We start from the raw sequence: 18,458 nt of genomic DNA on the forward strand, positions 1-18,458 counted from the left end.
CCTGTGATATGATGCGCGAAAATTTTTCAATTAACACTTTCAAAATGAAGTTTCCCGGTCAGCGCAAATCTAAGCACTATTTTCCAACTCACGCCCGCGATCCACTCGTCAACCAGATTCAACAAACACCAAAGCTCCATCGTCCGACGATTGTCGGCGTCGGCCAAACCATCGTCGATATTGAAGCTCGCGTTGATGATGAATTTCTTACCCGCTACGATCTCAGTAAAGGCCATTCACTGGTACTGGAAGAGAGTAAAGCGGATGCTCTCTATCATGAATTGGTCGAGCGTGGATTGATCACTCACCAGTATCCGGGAGATACGATTGGCAACACATTGCACAACTATTCGGTTCTAGCGGACAGCAAATCGGTATTGCTGGGTGTGATGTCGAAAAATATCGAGGTGGGTTCATACGCTTATCGCTACCTATGTCGTACTTCAGCGCGGATGAATCTAAACCACTTGCAAACAGTGGATGGCCCTATCGGTCGATGCTACACCTTGATTTCTGAAGATGGTGAACGTACGTTTGCGATCAATGAAGGGCACATGAACAAGCTGCGCCCTGACAGCATTCCAGAAGAAGTGTTTGATAAAGCTTCGGCCTTGGTTGTGTCATCGTATTTGATGCGTGGTAAGCCAGAAGACCCTATGCCACAAGCGGTGCAACGTGCCATTGAAATCGCAAAAGCACGCAGCATTCCTGTGGTTCTCACCTTAGGCACAAAATATGTGATCGAAGGGAATGCCGAGTGGTGGCAAAACTACATGAAAGAGCATGTTACCGTTGTCGCCATGAATGAAGAAGAAGGCGCAGCGCTGACGGGCGAACGCGATCCTCTACTTGCTGCAGATAAAGCGCTGCAATGGGTTGATTTAGTGCTGTGTACGGCAGGCCCAGTGGGTTTGTACATGGCAGGCTATATTGAAGAATCTGCCAAGCGTGAAACGGAGCTACCACTGCTGCCGGGTAATATTCCTGAGTTTAATAAGTACGAATTCAGCCGTGCAATGCGTAAAGAAGATTGCCGCACACCGCTGAAAGTTTACTCTCACATTGGTCCATACTTAGGCGGCCCGCTGGAGATTAAGAACACTAATGGTGCTGGCGATGGCGCACTTTCCGCGTTACTGCACGACATGGCGGCAAACGCGTATCACCAACGTAATGTGCCGAATTCAGCCAAACATGATCAGCCATACCTGACCTATTCCTCGCTCTCTCAAGTGTGTAAGTACGCCAACCGTGTCAGCTATGAAGTGTTGACTCAACATTCGCCACGTCTGTCACGGGCTTTACCTGAGCGTGAAGATAGCTTGGAAGAAGCGTACTGGGATCGTTAATTGATTATCGTGGACGAAACTTGTCAACCACTCACTCTTTAATAAAGAAGGCGACCATTGGTCGCCTTCTTTATTTTCCAGTTAATGAAATGGCTTATTTTTCTAATTCATAACTTTTTTGTGCGGTGTAGAAATTCTCTTTGAATGCCAGACTCCCCCACATCGCATTAGCATGCGCGCGAGTCACGATCGATTCGTCAAGCTGAAGTGGTGTCATCTTATGTGTCACTGAGTCATATTGATAGGTCGTGATATCTTGTCCTGGCTGCAATACAACCACTTGGTTATCCGGTGTTAACCAACCAAAGTTTTTGTCACGTTGCATCATAGCGCGTTGCTTTTCAACCGGAACGTCTTGGGTTAAATCAAAGCCAATCATTGGGTTTTGACTACTAATACCGGCTAAGGAGAGTAGCGTCGGAGCTAAATCCAACTGGCTGAGTAAGCGGTCATCTTTACGCACTTCAATGCCACCACCAAAAATAACCGCTGGAATATGAAAGTATTCCACAGGGATTGGATTGGTACCTTGTGTACGCGCGTCATGGTCTGCGACAACAACAAACACGGTGTTATCCCAATAAGGAGATTTTTTCGCCTTTTCAACAAATTGCCCCAACGCGTAGTCAGCGTATTTCACTGCATTTTCTACCGTCTGTTTCGGTTCATTGTATGGTGTAATCACGCCATCAGGGTATTCAAACGGGCTATGGTTAGACGAGGTAAATACCAAACTAAAGAAGGGTTTACCTTCTTGTACCATTTGCGTGAACTGCTCATCAGCTTTATTGAACAGATCTTCATCCGACGCTCCCCACGAACCGACAAACTTAGGATTTGAGAAGGTAGGTAGATCTTGCATATCCACAAAACCGTTGCCGAGGAAGAAGCTCTTCATATTGTCAAAATGGCTCTCGCCACCATAAATAAATTGCGTGTGGTACTGCTGAGTTTTCAGCAAGCCTGCAATTGAGAAGAAGTTATTCTGGCTTTTACCTAACTTCACCACAGAGCGAGCAGGCGTTGGAGAAAATCCTGTGGTTACTGCTTCAATACCACGTACAGAGCGAGTACCCGTAGCGTACATGCGAGTGAATGCCCAGCCTTCGTTAATCAGTTTGTCCATGTTTGGAGAAACATCGATTCCCCCAAGGCTTTTTACATAACGCGCCCCGTGGCTTTCCATCAACAAAATGACGATGTTTTTAGGTGCACCTTGGTAAGTCGCAACATGATTGGCCAAAGACGGTTTGTCATCACTAATAAAATCTTCCGGGGCTACAGTCATCGAAGCACGAACTTGATCGATCACGAGTTGTTTATCCATTTTCGGATAAAATTCAAATGCGTTGGCCTCTGAGCCCATTTGCTTGGCTGCGAAAATCACTGAATACGCGGAGTTGAGCGCAAGATCGTTCATCAAAGGATCGCTAGAGAAAGAGACCATTGCAGGGTTCATTGGGCGATGCCCTAAAGAAGAACGAGCTCCTAATACCCCAACAGTGACCACAAGCACAGCAATCACTGGACGCCAATACCACTTGGGGTAATGCAAGTTGGAAACGAGTGTTTTACTCCATCGCCAGCCGAGTACAACCGTTAATACACTCACGACTAGGCCGATAAATAGCTCCAATTTGTAACCCGACCACAGCATACCGAAGACTTCTTTCGGATAGATAAGGTATTCCACAAATAAGCGATTAGGGCGCAGATCGTATTCAATGATAAAAGGAGGAGTAGCCACTTCCATGTACACAACGAACCATAACCCAGCCGTGATCCAAAGACGCAACACCCAATTCCAAATGCGGCCTAACCAATGCTCACCAGAAATTAAGCTAGTCAAAAGTGCAGGTAAAATAAACAAATAGCAGATTGACGCAAAGTCCACCCTTAAGCCACTAGTGAAAATGCGTATCCAGCCGTCAGCATTCGTTACGCGATCAAAATGCCACATAGCAAGACCTAAACGTGATAGCGCAAAAATGACTAATAAGGCGAATACAGCGCAAACGATAGGATAAAGAGGCCCAAAGAATAATTTGAGTTTATTCAAAGTCGTTACCTTGGTGTGTATATATTGATAAAGTGAATACCGATAATCTCAGATTAACATCTCAAATCAAACACACCTTGATCATAAAGTTCAAATTTTCAGATTGTTACGTCGAATAATCATCAACATGCCTAAAAAGAAAGCAATAAGCAAAGAGACACCTCCTCCAGATGAGCTCTCACTCACGCTAACCGTTGTAGTCCCTCCTGCAACCAACTGCCGTACTCCATTACTTTCTGTAACGTAATATTTGGGCGTCTCTAATCCATTCATGACACGTAATATCCAACTGTAGTAATCGGATACTTCCGTGAATACCGAGGTAACGGGCAGCGCTGGATTGCCACAGGTTGATGGTCCAAAACTGGTGATCCCAATTTGCACATATCCAGAGCCACTATCCCAATAGACAGGACCTCCGGAATCCCCAGAGCAGGTGGAGTTGCGATACGAACCGATTTGTGGCCCTGTAAAGCAGACATGCCCAGGGCCTAAATTAGCACCGTAATAAGCCGAGCAGGTCGCAAACGGAACAAAGGTTAAGGTGGTCTCTAATAAACGGGTTCCTCCGGCGACATTACCATTCACATAGCCGTGACCAATCGCTTTATAGGTCCCATTCACGTCATAGCTGTTATTGATGGAGCTATTGAGTACCCCAACGAAATTACTCACGTTAAGGTCGCTTTCTAACTTGATGATCGCAATATCATTTGGCCAATACACTGCCGAAGAATCGACATAGTTATCGGGATAATAAAATTCCGCGGCACGAGCAAGTTGAACATTGCCATTGGGGAACTGGCTTTCATCTTCCAACTGAGGAACCACAACGGTATACAACATGGTATAGCTATTGCCATAAATACAATGTGCTGCCGTCAAGATATAACGTGAATTCAGAACCGTCGCACCACAGTAGGTTCCTGAGCTGTATTGATAAGGAGAGATATAAATCGCCAAGCTGGCAAACGAAGGGTAGTTTGCGACATTCGCATTGGTACCATTGACGATGTACGGCGAAATCTCAACCGCAGAAACTCGCGTTGTCAGCAGTAACAGGAGCCATAGCCATTTGCGCATGCGTCACCTCATTGGTTGAATTGATTGTTCTGCTTATTTATCACCCGCTTAAAGTGTAGCAATGAAATGAAACTATGCGATGCAGATAACAAAAAACCCGCAGTTTTACCTGCGGGTTTATCAATTCAAATCACATGTGTGAATTATGCTTCTTCGCGACGACGGCTATGGCCACGCTCACCACGGTAGCTACCACTGCTCTCACCACTACGGTTGCGCTCAAAACGACGCTCACCTTCACGGAAAGGACGGCCTTCACCACCACGGCCACGACCACCTTCGCGGCCGCCTTCACGACCACCACGGAAACCGCCTTCACGGTTGCCTTCTGGACGACGACCACCTTCGCGACGTGGACCACCTTCACGACGAGCACCACCACGAGATTCGCGGAAGTCATCGAAGTCACACACTACAGCACCCACTTCTTTCTGGCGGATACGCAGCTTACGTAGCTTGCTAGAAACGTCATTTGACATGGCTTTTGGTAGCTGAACAAACGTATGGCCTTGAGCCAGTTTGATCGCACCGATAGAACCTTTAGTCAGACCCAGTTCGTTTGCGAGAGCACCAACGATGTCTTTCACTTGAACGCCTTGGTCACGGCCAACTTGCAGTTGGTAAGTATCCCAATCGTGGTTTTCTTGATCGCGGCCACCGAATTCACGACGAGCAGGACGATCACCATCGCGGCGGTCATCACGACGCTCACGACGACGTGATTTTTCACGCTCCATCGCTTCGATCATTGGATCAGCGCCGACATAAAACAGTGGACGCTTGCCTTGCTGACGTTTCAGCAGGATTGCAGCCAGAGTCGTTGCATCGATTTCCAGTGACGCTTGCAGTTTTTCAACCAAATCAGCGAAACGTTCCAGCGAGCTGAACTCTTTATCTGCTGCCAGTTCTTGACCCAGCTTAGTCAGACGAGATTCAGCCACTTTATCGCGGTGCGGTAGTTGGATCTCTTCCATTGAAGAACGAGTGACACGCTCGATAGTGCGTAGCATGCGAATTTGGTTAGTACGAACCAGCAGGATCGCCTTACCTTTACGTCCAGCACGACCAGTACGGCCGATACGGTGGATGTAAGATTCCACATCAAATGGAATATCGTAGTTGTATACGTGAGTGATACGAGGAACGTCCAGACCACGTGCAACAACGTCGGTCGCAACCAGAATATCAATCACACCTTGTTTGATATGATCAACAGTACGCTCACGCAGAGACTGAGGGATATCACCGTGCAGAGCCGCTGCTTTGAAGCCACGCGCGCACAGCCAATCCGCTAGACGCTCAGTATCCTGACGAGTACGTACGAATACGATAGAAGCATCGGTTTCTTCGGTTTCAAGCAGACGAGCCATCGCTTCATCTTTCTCTACACCTTTTACTACCCAGTATTGTTGCTCAACTTTCGCGACCGTTTGGTTAGAGCCCGCTACGTCAACACACTCTGGATCACGTAGGAAACGCTCAACAATTTCTTTAACCATTGGCGGCATAGTGGCTGAGAACAGTACGCGTTGTGCAGACTCTGGCGCTTGTTCCATGATCCAAGTTACGTCATCAACGAAGCCCATTTTCAGCATTTCGTCTGCTTCATCAAGGATGAAAGTATGACATTCGTCTAGGTGTAGACGATCACGAGTGATCAGATCTTTTACACGACCCGGCGTACCCACAACGATGTGAGCGCCAGATTTCAGAGCGCGCATTTGATCAAGAATTGAAGCACCACCGTAGATCTCAAGAACCTTGAGGCCTTTGATGTTTTGGCCTAGGTTTTTGATCTCAGCTGCTACCTGAATCGCCAGCTCACGCGTTGGCGCCATAACAATAGCTTGTGGCTTGTACTGAGATAGATTAAGTTTGTTGAGCAGAGGCAAAGAGAATGCCGCTGTTTTACCTGTACCTGTTTGCGCTTTACCCAGTGCATCACGGCCTTCAAGCAGAACAGGAATCGCTGCTGCTTGGATAGGAGTTGGTGATACGAAGCCCATTTCGGTTAGGGCAGAAAGGATGGCGCTGTTCAGTGCTAAATCACTGAATTGAATTGCAGTATCTTGCATGGGGATCCCACTAAATGAAGAAATAACCAAGGTCCCACGTGCTTTACCATTTCCAACCAATCCAATGAATTGCTGAGTCCGTTCAGATGCGGATAAGTATTAAAACGCATCAAGCCGCTAGGGACATATAAGGGACGCGGATTATTCCCTAAAAGCATAAAAAAAGCTAGGAAAAATTGAATTTCATCACAAAAATTTCTTAGCAAAGGAAAAATGACGTCTCATTGACCGGAAAAACCCCGTTAAAACACCAAAATTGCTGACAATTTCAGCGAATAAATAAACAGCCAACGGCGCTCAATCTCACGTTTTCGGTAGTAATCCAGCCCCTCAATGATTATAGTGTGCCCAACTTAAACGGTTAGATAAAAAAGATGTTCCAAGACAATCCGCTCCTCGCGCAGCTTAAGCAAAAAATCCAAGAAAACCTGCCTAAAAAAGAAGGCACCATCAAAGCCAGTGACAAAGGTTTTGGCTTCCTCGAAGTCGATAGCAAAACCAGCTACTTTGTTCCGCCTCCTTATATGAAGAAGTGTATACATGGAGACAAAGTCGTGGCTTTCATCCGCACCGAAAATGAACGCGAAGTGGCTGAGCCTTCTGAACTCATCGAGCAATCGCTGACTCGCTTCATTGGTCGCGTAAAGCTATTTAAAGGCAAACTCAACGTCGCGCCCGATCATCCACAACTGAAAAAGCTGTCGCTGAAGGCAAAAACCAAGAAAGGCCTCAACGAAGCTGACTTCCAAGAGGGTGACTGGGTGGTCGCTCATCTTGTGCGCCACCCGCTGAAAGGTGACGATGGTTTCTTTGTGCAGATTTCACACAAAATCACCGATGCCAATGACAAAATTGCCCCTTGGTGGGTGACATTAGCAGAAAACGATCTGCCCTACAGCGAGCCAGCGGGCATTGACGATTGGCAACTGAAAGATGATGCAGACCTGGTTCGTGAAGATCTGACCGCACTGCCTTTTGTGACCATCGATGGTGAATCGACCAAAGATATGGACGACGCGCTTTACGCACAGCAACTGCCAAACGGTGATTTTGCGCTGACTATCGCGATTGCCGATCCAACCGCTTACATCACCCCAGAAGATGAGATGGACAAAGTTGCTCGCGAGCGTGGCTTTACCATTTATTTGCCGGGTCGCAACATTCCAATGTTGCCACGCGATCTGGCTGATGAGCTTTGCTCTCTGATGGAAAACCAAGTTCGTCCAGCGCTATGCTGCTCAGTCACTATCCGTAAAGATGGCGTGATTGGCGATGATATTCGTTTCTTCGCAGCCAACATCAAATCTCATGCACGCCTAGTTTACGACCATGTTTCTGACTGGTTGGAGACTGGCCGCTCGGAACAATGGCAACCAAGCGAAGAAATCGCCCAAGTAGTGCGCGACCTCTACGCTTTCTCACAAGCACGTGCGAACTGGCGTGAGACCCATGCCGTAGTGTTCCCAGATCGTCCAGACTACCGTTTTGAACTGAGCGCAGATAACGATGTGGTGGCGATCCATGCGGACATGCGCCGTACGGCAAACCGCTTGGTTGAAGAATCGATGATCACTGCGAACATCTGTGCGGGTAAAACGCTGCAAACTACATTTGGTTTTGGTGTATTCAATACCCACGCGGGTTTTAAAGCTGAAAAAATGGCCGATGTAGTAGAGCTCATGGCGGTCAACGGCGCACCCAATGCGGATGCAGAAACGCTGGCAACCGTGGAAGGCTTTGCCGCTCTGCGCCGCTGGCTAGCCACGCAAGAAACCAGCTACCTCGATAATCGTATTCGTAAATACCAAAGCTACAGTGAGATTGGCAACCAGCCTCTCCCCCACTTCGCGATGGGCCTTGATGTGTACGCAACATGGACTTCGCCGATTCGTAAATACGGCGACATGATTAACCACCGTCTGCTGAAAGCGCACATTCTCGGCAAAGCCCCGGTGCAAACGCCGGATGAGACAGTTGGTGAAGAACTGGCTCTGCACCGTAAACACCACAAAATTGCTGAACGTAATGTGGCAGATTGGCTCTATGCGCGCACGCTGGCTGATGAGCCTGCGAAAGAAACCCGCTTCCAAGCTGAGATCTTTGATATCAACCGTCCGGGCATGCGTGTTCGCTTACTCGAAAATGGCGCAATGGCCTTTATTCCGGGAGCTCTGATCCTCGATAACAAAGAGCGTATCGAGTGTAATGGTGAAGACGGCACGGTACTGATCGATAAAGAAGTGGTGTACAAACTTGGTGATGTGCTGGAAATCGTCCTGACAGAAGTCAATCAAGAAAACCGCAGCTTAGTGGGTAAACCAACGCAAGTGTTTGCTGATCTGGTTTCAGAGACGCAAACCAGTGCGGAGCAACCTGCTGAGGGCGCAGAAAATAACGAGCCACAAGTTTAATTCGCTTGGTTTGAGTCTCCTTCATTCAAAAGGCATTCTTCGGAATGCCTTTTGTTTTTCTCGTCTGGCGAATAACCCCATAAGCGTGCCAAGCCTATACCCAAAAATACGCTTTCGGATCTTTCTCCACTTCGCGGATGATGGCGGTTAAATCCTCGCTACGCGCCAAAAATGGATAAGGGATCCAAGCTTCACTCTGCGCTTTTTGTTGATCGTAGGCGTAGAGCGCCCACTGTTTAGACGCTTCTTCCCAGACGATTTTTGCAACCAAACTTTCGTAGTCACAACGGGTTGAGTCGAGTTTGTAGTGGCACAGAATAAACTGCACCCCGTGCTCGATGGGCTCAAAGCTCGACTTGCCGAGCTCAGCAGGTAAGCTCTGGTTGCGGCTCATGCAAAGCAATTCTGCACGGCGTTCAAGCTGTCTCTGGAGAAGATTGACAATCATTTTTAACCTCATCGGTGTCTGAGTCTGCTCAGTATGGCTATCTGAGCGATGCAATTCCATGATCTCCACATCATTTGAGTATAAGCAATGGGTGCAAGCTCAGTGAATTTCACCAATCAACTCACTAACCTAGAGCTGCCTTCACATTTTTGTCATACGTTTCAGGCATACTGCGTAAGATTTTTTTGACAATATGGGAGCTAATTTATGATCAGGATGGCACTTGCCGCCGTTTGCGCACTTCTTTTTTCCATCACAACGATGACACCCTTTGTGCAAGCAAGTGAAATAACCATTTCAGGTTCCACCTCAGTGGCCAGAATTATGGACGTACTGGCTGAAAAATATAACCAACAACACCCCGAGACTTATGTCGCAGTTCAAGGTGTGGGTTCTACCGCTGGGATTTCTCTTTTGAAAAAAGGCGTCGCGGATATCGCTATGACCTCACGCTATCTCACGGAAAGTGAAGCGCAAAACACCCTACACACTTTTACGCTGGCTTTTGATGGTTTAGCGATTGTGGTCAACCAAGCCAATCCAGTCACCAATCTTACGCGAGAGCAGTTATACGGCATTTACAAAGGCCAAATCACCAACTGGAAACAGGTGGGCGGTAACGATCAAAAAATCGCGGTCGTGACTCGCGAAGCCTCATCGGGTACTCGCTACAGCTTTGAAAGCTTGATGGGATTGACCAAAACCGTCAAAGATCGTGAGGTTTCTGATGTTGCGCCGACCGCGCTTGTCGTCAATAGCAACAGCATGATGAAAACGTTAGTCAACCACAATACTCAAGCGGTTGGCTTTATCTCTATTGGCTCGGTCGATAAATCCGTCAAAGCGATTCAGTTTGAAAAAACGGATCCCACTTCTGACAACATAGCTAAGCACACTTACCAATTATCGCGCCCGTTCTTAATTTTGCACTACTCAGATAAAGCAGACGAACAGACCAAAGAGTTCATCGCCTTCTTAAAGTCTGAAAGCGCTAAAAAATTGATTGTGGAATACGGCTACATTATGCCAAGTGATGTGGAATAAACCGCAAGAGCATCACTCTTACTGCATGAGTTTCTGCATGGTTGCACCATAGTTCTTCATGGTTTACCACAGACAGTGTGCTTCAGAAACGAACAAGGAGAGCAAATAGGCTCTCCTTGTTGATTTATACTGATGACACAATGGGTTAGAAGTGCAGTTGGATCACTGACACTACAACACAACCCGGACGACGAACGCCCTCGATCTCAACCTTGATTTCACGCTCAATCTCAAGTCCCTTCTTAATCGGGGTAACTTTCGACAAAGTGCTCACGGCACGAACTCGATTACCCGCTTTTACTGGATAAGGGAAACGTACCGAGTTCAAGCCAATATTGACCACCATTTTCGCAGTTGGAAACAAGGTTTTCTCTTCATCAACGCTGTCGGTTAACTTTGGCAACAATGCCAATGTTAAAAATCCATGCGCAATCGTCGTTTTGAATGGCGATTCCAACGCCGCACGATCCGGATTGGTATGAATCCACTGCATATCTTCAGTGACTGCACCGAATTGATTGATTCGCTCTTGATCAACCAGTAACCAATCTCCCGTATGGATCACTTCACCCACCTGGGTTTGCAACTCGTCATACAGCGCCTGAGCCTCGGTTTGAGTTCAATCGGCTCAGGGATCGGCGTATCTTCATTGGCAGGCAGATGCAGATCTTTTACCCACCCAAACAGTGGGCGGCTTTGGGTCTTGTTTAAAATATCATCCCAGTACTCGCGCACAGACGGAGACATCCACTGCTTAAATTCAGTGTGCTTAACCAAGTTTTCAGCTCGATGCTTCAGAAGCTCAGCGACTCTCATCAAAACCTCATTCTTAACCAAGAAGAAATGGAAACGACCTAATTTTGAAGTACTTCACAGTAAGCTGCAATCACTTTCGGGCGTACATGCGTAACCTGTAACCAACAAAAATGTTTAAAAACAAAGCATTATCAATAAAACATTATTTTATTAGCTTTTGAACAATTAGAGCAAACACACCATTTATTTCCATCTTTTTGCGCTACGTTAGCCAAGCAAGCTCATCGGCAACTTGCGAAGAATTGTAGAATGCCATGCAAATATTGCACCAAATCGGTACTTTCTAACCCTCATTTATAAACTTTCAATCTGGCTCAGATACGCATCAGCCGTGCTCAGGATCGCTTGCTGAGAATCGCTCGTCATCTTGTCCCACGTTTTGTATAGCATTCCGATGCGAGGATTGTTGGCGAGTCGATCACGATGTTTAAGCATAAACCGCCAGTAAAGCGAATTTAGCGGGCACGCTTTCTCACCGGATTTGAGTTTCACTTGATAAGCACAAGAGGCGCAGTAGTCACTCATTTTATTGATGTAGGAACCACTGGCTGAATAGGGTTTGGTGGCGATCAATCCGCCATCCGCAAACAGAGCCATACCTCGCGTATTGGGAAGTTCGACCCATTCAATCGCATCGATATAGATACCTAGATACCAGGCATCGACTTGATCAGGGTCACACTCGGTCAGCAAGGCAAAGTTCCCCGTCACCATCAAGCGTTGAATATGATGCGCGTAGCCAAAATCCAGTGACTGAGTGATCGCCTGCTGCAAGCAACGCATCTTGGTTTGTCCATTCCAGAAATAGCTTGGTAACGGCCGCTGCGCTCCTAAATGATTGCGTGTTTGGTAGTGAGGCATATTGCTCCAATACATGCCGCGCACATATTCACGCCAACCGAGAATTTGTCGCACAAATCCTTCCACTTGAGCTAACGAGATCTGCCCTTGAGCTGCGCGATAAGCACTAATAGTGGCTTCAATCACTTCGCGAGGTGAAAGTAGCTTACTATTGAGCGCAAATGAAAGTCGGCTGTGATACAGGCTCCAGCGATGGGGATGCTGCGCCGTCATCGCATCTTGAAAGCGCCCAAAATTAGGCAGGCAAATTTGGCAAAAATGCGCCAGTAAGGAGAGCGCTTGGGCACGATTGATAGGCCACAGCAGTGACTCTCCGACTTGTCCGATAGACGGAATCCGATGACGTTCTAATCGCGCCTTGATGGACGCAACGGGATTATCAAAACAGAGTGGCGTCGGCAACTGAAGAAGATCTGGCGCTTTCAGTTTATTACGATTGTCGGCATCAAAATTCCACTGTCCACCTTCAGGTTTGCCATCCGCCGTCATCAAATAACCAAAACGCTTACGCATTCGTCGATAAAAGTGTTCCATCAGCACGGCTTTGCTTGCGGGAAATTGCTCTGGGATCTCTGCAAACGGTAGCAAGAAGTGCTCAGTATCAACGCACCCTATTGTGATGCCGGATAGGCGCAAATTGGCCATTTGCTCAAGCAGTCGATACTCGTCAGGTCTTTGGTATTGGAAAGCATCGGCCTGAACTTGCTGGCAAATCTGCGCGATCAGATCGGGTAAATCGTTATATTGCGCGCTGGCATCCAGATCCAGATGCCATACGTGATGCCCTTCTGCACTTAAATAATCAGCAAAAGCTTGCATGGCCGCAAAAAATGCACACTGCTTTTGAATGTGATGGCGAACGTACTCCTGCTCCTGATGCAGCTCTGCAATCAGGTATAAAACATCATCTCTATGCTCAGAAAACCAAGAATGAGCATGGTTGAGTTGGTCACCCAATATCAATCGCACAACGGAATAGCGCATGGTGCTCCTTAATCAATACCGCGACAGAAGAATGCATTATCTTCCATCCATGCTTTGGGTATACGTTTAAAACCGCTCTCCGATCAGTGGTTAACCTGTATTGACACAGTAGAAACCGAGTAAAGCATCAACCTTTCATATTGAATAAACATCATATATTTCATGAAGATATTAGTTATTTAACTCTAAAAAATAAGCGTGAGAGCTTGATTCCACATATTGAGTAATGACTTCGCTTTCTCTCTTGGTCTTAAGTAAATTTGCTCTCGGTCACACTTTGGCAAACCCTTTGAAAAAATGGGACGCAAAGCTTCCGGTCTGTCGGTCAAGAAAGCTCATAAAGCCCTCTTACACCTAGGATAGCGGGGTTACCAATTCGGTTTATGCCGTTTTGTCTTATGCGTTGCTGAAGGTGCTGAAGTTCAGATTCACTCTGAACTGCGTCTGGCGCTTTGCCAGACAAACTATGTCAGCTAACAAAGAAGAGTCTGTGATGAAAAAACAACCTAAAATGACCGCTATTGCCCTGATCCTCTCTGGTATCAGTGGATTAGCGTATGGACACGGCTACGTTTCCGCAGTGGAAAACGGTGTCGCCGAAGGACGTGTCACCTTGTGTAAATTTGCCGCTAACGGCACTGGAGAGAAAAACACTCACTGTGGCGCGATTCAATACGAACCACAAAGTGTCGAAGGCCCAGATGGCTTCCCGGTCACTGGCCCTCGCGATGGCAAAATTGCCAGTGCGGAATCGGCATTGGCGGCAGCGCTGGATGAGCAAACCGCCGACCGTTGGGTAAAGCGCCCAATTCAAGCTGGCCCGCAAACCTTCGAGTGGACGTTTACCGCCAACCACGTCACAAAGGATTGGAAATACTACATTACCAAACCAAACTGGAACCCAAACCAGCCATTGTCGCGTGATGCATTTGACCTCAATCCGTTCTGTGTCGTTGAAGGAAATATGGTGCAGCCACCAAAACGTGTCAGCCACGAATGTATCGTGCCTGAGCGCGAAGGGTATCAGGTCATCCTCGCCGTATGGGATGTGGGCGATACCGCAGCTTCCTTCTACAACGTGATCGACGTGAAATTTGACGGTAACGGCCCAGTGTTACCCGATTGGAACCCAGCAGGTCAAATCATTCCAAGTATGGATCTCAGCATTGGCGATACCGTGTACACTCGCGTGTTTGATAACGAGGGGGAAAACCCTGCTTATCGCACTGAGCTGAAAATTGACTCTGAGACGCTAACCAAAGCCAATCAATGGTCTTACGCTCTGGCGACTAAAATTAACCAAACGCAAAAACAGCAACGTGCTGGTCAGCTTAATGGCGATCAATTTGTTCCCGTTTACGGCACCAACCCGATTTATCTGAAAGAAGGCAGTGGCTTGAAGAGTGTTGAAATTGGCTACCAAATTGAAGCGCCACAGCCTGAGTATTCACTGACGGTTTCTGGTCTAGCGAAAGAGTATGAGATTGGCGAACAACCGATTCAGCTTGACCTGACTTTAGAAGCGCAAGGTGAAATGAGCGCAGAGCTGACGGTTTATAACCACCACCAAAAGCCGCTGGCAAGTTGGTCACAAGCGATGACGGATGGCGAGCTGAAATCCATCACGCTAGAGCTGAGCGAAGCTAAAGCGGGACATCATATGTTGGTTTCTCGCATCAAAGATCGCGATGGCAATCTGCAAGATCAACAAACTCTCGATTTCATGCTGGTTGAACCGCAAACACCACCAACACCGGGTGACTACGACTTTGTTTTCCCGAATGGCCTGAAAGAGTACGTGGCTGGCACCAAAGTGCTCGCTAGTGATGGCGCAATCTACCAATGTAAGCCATGGCCATACTCTGGCTACTGCCAGCAATGGACAAGTAACGCTACTCAATACCAACCGGGTACCGGCAGTCATTGGGAAATGGCGTGGGATAAACGTTAAGTTATCCTCCCTCTTACACCCATCATCCCTCAGCTCACGCTGGGGGATTTTTTATTCTCCAGTGGCTACCTCTCCACTCTTTCTTCGTGCTTTACCCTTCCTACTTGAAGCAGCTGCACTGTGGGCTAGATCCATACTAATTTGCCTCTTATTTACCACCTACATACAACTCCAGCGTCGTTGAGAAACCTCTGAGAGAATCGAGTCTGCGGCACTTTATTTATAGTTTTATGTTCAAATTTATTTACTTATCGAATCAATCCAATTTGTTGCATATCGGTTAATTGCATTTACTTTTTATTAACAACCATTCTTTCAGAAGGAATCATGATGAAAAGTAAAATAGTGACCGCCACACTGGCTTTATGTTGTCTATCCCCATCGTTCAGTTACGCTCAGAGCACCGCTCCAACCATTGCCGATGAGGTGATCTTTACTCTCTCCTCCGAAACCTTAACCTCCCCTCGCGCCGTCGTAGAACATCCCAAGGCCGATTTTATTAAATTACATTTTAAATCGCTGAATTTACCCCAAGGCAGTGCCATCAGACTGACCTCTCGAGATGGCACTGAAGTGGTGCAATATACAGAAAGTCAGCAGTCATGGTTTGCTCAATCGCTCTTTGGTGACCAAGTGTTGATTGAGTTGATCCCCAATGCCAAGGGTGAAATCGGACAATTTGAAATCGACTATTATATGGCCGGAAATGAGAGCCTTGCCGAGTCAGCTCTGTTGTCCACTTGTGGGATCAATGAACGCAAAGATGTCGCCTGTTGGCAGGACTCCCATCCAGAGAAAGTCTCTTGGTCGAGCCCAGTAGCACGGTTATTGATTAATGGACGCAGCCTTTGTACAGCTTGGCGTGTAGGCCCTGATAACCGACTGTTCACCAATAATCATTGTGTCAGCACAGCCTCTGAACTCAAGCAAACGGAAGTGTGGTTCAATTATCAGCGAACAACATGTAATGGGTCACTCGCCACGACCGTCAAAGTGATGGGTAATGAATTATTGAGCACCGATTACACCTTGGACTATACCCTCTTCACGGTCGATGATTTCAATAAGATCGCCTCTTTTGGTTACTTAGGGCTGGACAACACAGAGCCTGTTTTTGGCAATGGGATATACATTCCCCAGCATGGGGCTGGCAATCCTAAAGAACTCGCCATCGAGAGCGATAAGAATGGATCTGGCTTATGTCAGATTGATATCGCATCAACCAATGGTCGAGGCACTCACACGGACACTGGCTACTTCTGCGACACCATTGGCGGCTCTTCGGGCTCCCCCGTCCTCAACACCTCTGATAACAAAGCCATTGCCTTACATCATTTCGGCGGGTGTGAAAATCAAGGGGTAAAAATCAGTAAGATCTGGCCTAAAGTGGCGACGTTTTTTAATCATACCTTACCCAATGGCTCCGTTAGCCAAACGCCACCTCAAGTGAGAGAGCTCATTCCAAACCAACCGCTCAATAATCTCGCCCTATCACAAGGTGAAGAGATGTTGCTGATGGTAAAAGCTTCAAACCGAAAGACCAACTTAACCATTTCGATAAGTTCAGGGAGCGGTGACGCAGACCTCTACGTAAAAACGGGCCAGCCACCAACCCAAAGCCTCTACGATTGCCGACCTTATCAATCGACAAATAACGAAACCTGTGTTGCGCCCTTAGTGAATGAAGATCTCTACATCATGCTGCGTGCGTATCGTAGTTTTGCTGGGGTCACACTCACTGCGACTGAAAAACAATAACGATTCTTCACACCCACGGAGAGGGGAAAATCTTATGAACAAACTATTCGTCATGGCTTTGATGTCGGCAGCGTTGAGCGCCAATGCTGAAGACAAAGTCTGGATCTCGATGGGCGCAGATGCCGTCGGAAGTTTAAATCCTGCGCTGAGCGAATCCTTATTACCTCATTCATTCGCCAGTGGCTCTCAGGTATGGATAGGCGAAGTCGCTATCGACGAGCTTGCCGAGCTTTCACATACGATGCATGAGCAACATAATCGTTGCGGTGGCTACATGGTACACACCTCAGCACAAGGTGCGATGGCGGCGCTGATGATGCCGGAAAGCATCGCCAATTTCACGATCCCCGCACCTTCACAGCAAGATCTGGTCAATGCTTGGCTGCCACAAGTGAGTGCAGACCAAATCACCAATACGATCCGTGCGTTATCCAGTTTTAATAACCGCTTTTATACCACCACCTCGGGGGCACAAGCCTCTGATTGGCTGGCCAATGAGTGGCGATCCCTCATCTCGTCATTACCGGGGAGCCGGATTGAGCAGATCAAGCACTCTGGTTATAACCAAAAATCGGTCGTTTTGACGATTCAAGGCAGCGAAAAACCCGATGAATGGGTCATTGTCGGTGGTCACTTAGATTCAACTTTAGGCTCACACACCAATGAACAATCGATTGCCCCCGGTGCGGATGATGATGCCTCCGGTATTGCCAGTTTGAGTGAGATCATTCGTGTCTTACGTGATAACAATTTCAGGCCAAAACGCTCCGTTGCATTGATGGCCTATGCGGCGGAAGAGGTCGGTTTGCGAGGCTCACAGGACCTTGCGAATCAATACAAAGCACAAGGCAAAAAAGTCGTATCGGTCCTGCAACTTGATATGACCAACTACCGAGGTTCTGCGGAAGATATTGTCTTTATTACCGATTATACCGACAGTAATTTAACCCAGTTCCTCACGACACTGATCGATGAATACCTCCCTGAGTTAACTTATGGTTACGACCGCTGTGGCTATGCATGCTCAGACCATGCCTCTTGGCATAAAGCCGGCTTCTCAGCGGCCATGCCTTTTGAATCTAAATTCAAAGACTACAACCCCAAGATCCACACTTCGCAAGATACTCTAGCGAATTCTGATCCCACGGGTAATCATGCGGTTAAATTCACCAAACTCGGGCTCGCTTATGTCATTGAGATGGCCAATGCAGGCTCATCTCAAGTTCCCGATGATTCTGTCTTGCAAGATGGTACGGCGAAAATCAATCTCAGCGGTGCACGAGGCACTCAGAAGCGCTTTACTTTTGAGCTCTCCCAAAGCAAACCGCTCACCATTCAAACTTATGGTGGTTCAGGCGATGTTGATCTGTACGTAAAATATGGCTCCGCTCCCTCAAAATCGAACTGGGACTGTCGCCCTTACCAAAATGGTAACCGAGAAACGTGCTCATTCAACAACGCACAACCCGGTATTTACCATGTGATGCTGGACGGTTACACCAACTACAATGATGTGGCGTTAAAAGCCTCAACTCAGTAGCTTGGGAAAAGCGATATCACCAAACAACTTGGAGTTGCTGGTCGAAGGCAAGTGAGTGAATCCCTATGAGCATAGATAG

At 47.4% G+C, this 18,458-nt stretch carries 11 protein-coding genes, 1 pseudogene and 1 riboswitch; of the genes and pseudogenes, 6 read left to right on the forward strand and 6 right to left on the reverse strand.

Going from position 1 to position 18,458, the window contains the following annotated elements; genetic code table 11:
• Positions 1 to 44 precede the first annotated feature (44 nt).
• Entirely contained in the window at positions 45 to 1,349 is a 1,305-nt protein-coding gene (locus F0316_RS15270) for an inosine/guanosine kinase (protein ID WP_095461659.1), read from the forward strand.
• 94 nt (positions 1,350 to 1,443) lie between these two features.
• Here the strand turns inward: F0316_RS15270 and F0316_RS15275 are convergent, their stop codons facing one another.
• The 3 genes from F0316_RS15275 to F0316_RS15285 form a co-directional block, all read right to left on the reverse strand.
• On the reverse strand, positions 1,444 to 3,408 hold the full coding sequence (locus F0316_RS15275) for an LTA synthase family protein (RefSeq protein ID WP_149560667.1): 1,965 nt from the start codon (positions 3,406 to 3,408) through the stop codon (positions 1,444 to 1,446).
• Between the two features lie 90 nt (positions 3,409 to 3,498).
• The gene (vesA, locus tag F0316_RS15280) at positions 3,499 to 4,491 is read right to left on the reverse strand and encodes a GlyGly-anchored extracellular serine protease VesA (RefSeq protein WP_001233649.1); all 993 of its coding nucleotides are present in this window, start codon (positions 4,489 to 4,491) and stop codon (positions 3,499 to 3,501) included.
• 143 nt (positions 4,492 to 4,634) lie between these two features.
• Positions 4,635 to 6,566: a DEAD/DEAH box helicase gene (locus tag F0316_RS15285; protein WP_001154248.1), complete on the reverse strand. Its 1,932-nt coding sequence runs from the start codon at positions 6,564 to 6,566 to the stop codon at positions 4,635 to 4,637.
• Positions 6,567 to 6,940: 374 nt separating this feature from the next.
• On the opposite strand from F0316_RS15285, the gene rnb reads away from it, so the two are divergent.
• On the forward strand, positions 6,941 to 8,977 hold the full coding sequence (gene rnb, locus F0316_RS15290; protein WP_149560668.1) for an exoribonuclease II: 2,037 nt from the start codon (positions 6,941 to 6,943) through the stop codon (positions 8,975 to 8,977).
• A 94-nt stretch (positions 8,978 to 9,071) separates the two neighbouring features.
• Here the strand turns inward: rnb and F0316_RS15295 are convergent, their stop codons facing one another.
• Positions 9,072 to 9,425 (reverse strand): DUF3024 domain-containing protein, encoded by a 354-nt coding sequence (locus F0316_RS15295; RefSeq protein ID WP_000636799.1) that lies wholly within the window; start codon positions 9,423 to 9,425, stop codon positions 9,072 to 9,074.
• A gap of 207 nt (positions 9,426 to 9,632) precedes the next feature.
• On the opposite strand from F0316_RS15295, the gene F0316_RS15300 reads away from it, so the two are divergent.
• Entirely contained in the window at positions 9,633 to 10,469 is an 837-nt protein-coding gene (locus F0316_RS15300) for a phosphate ABC transporter substrate-binding protein PstS family protein (RefSeq protein WP_060779611.1), read from the forward strand.
• Positions 10,470 to 10,614: 145 nt separating this feature from the next.
• Here F0316_RS15300 and F0316_RS15305 read toward each other — a convergent pair.
• Positions 10,615 to 11,285: pseudogene (locus F0316_RS15305) on the reverse strand (MaoC family dehydratase).
• A 294-nt stretch (positions 11,286 to 11,579) separates the two neighbouring features.
• Entirely contained in the window at positions 11,580 to 13,130 is a 1,551-nt protein-coding gene (locus tag F0316_RS15310; RefSeq protein ID WP_001270796.1) for a cryptochrome/photolyase family protein, read from the reverse strand.
• A 269-nt stretch (positions 13,131 to 13,399) separates the two neighbouring features.
• Positions 13,400 to 13,506: riboswitch (cyclic di-GMP riboswitch) on the forward strand.
• 117 nt (positions 13,507 to 13,623) lie between these two features.
• Here F0316_RS15310 and gbpA point away from each other — a divergent pair.
• From gbpA to F0316_RS15325, 3 genes are all read left to right on the forward strand, one after another.
• Positions 13,624 to 15,081 (forward strand): N-acetylglucosamine-binding protein GbpA, encoded by a 1,458-nt coding sequence (gene gbpA, locus F0316_RS15315; RefSeq protein WP_000744637.1) that lies wholly within the window; start codon positions 13,624 to 13,626, stop codon positions 15,079 to 15,081.
• A gap of 330 nt (positions 15,082 to 15,411) precedes the next feature.
• Positions 15,412 to 16,839 (forward strand): serine protease, encoded by a 1,428-nt coding sequence (locus F0316_RS15320; protein WP_162811897.1) that lies wholly within the window; start codon positions 15,412 to 15,414, stop codon positions 16,837 to 16,839.
• A 34-nt stretch (positions 16,840 to 16,873) separates the two neighbouring features.
• Positions 16,874 to 18,379 carry a M28 family metallopeptidase gene (locus F0316_RS15325; RefSeq protein WP_001037208.1) on the forward strand — a complete coding sequence of 502 codons (1,506 nt, stop codon included), beginning with the start codon at positions 16,874 to 16,876 and terminating at the stop codon, positions 18,377 to 18,379.
• Positions 18,380 to 18,458: the final 79 nt, after the last annotated feature.

The sequence above is a fragment of the Vibrio cholerae genome (genome assembly GCF_008369605.1).
In the GTDB taxonomy this organism is placed as follows: Bacteria; Pseudomonadota; Gammaproteobacteria; order Enterobacterales; family Vibrionaceae; genus Vibrio; species Vibrio cholerae.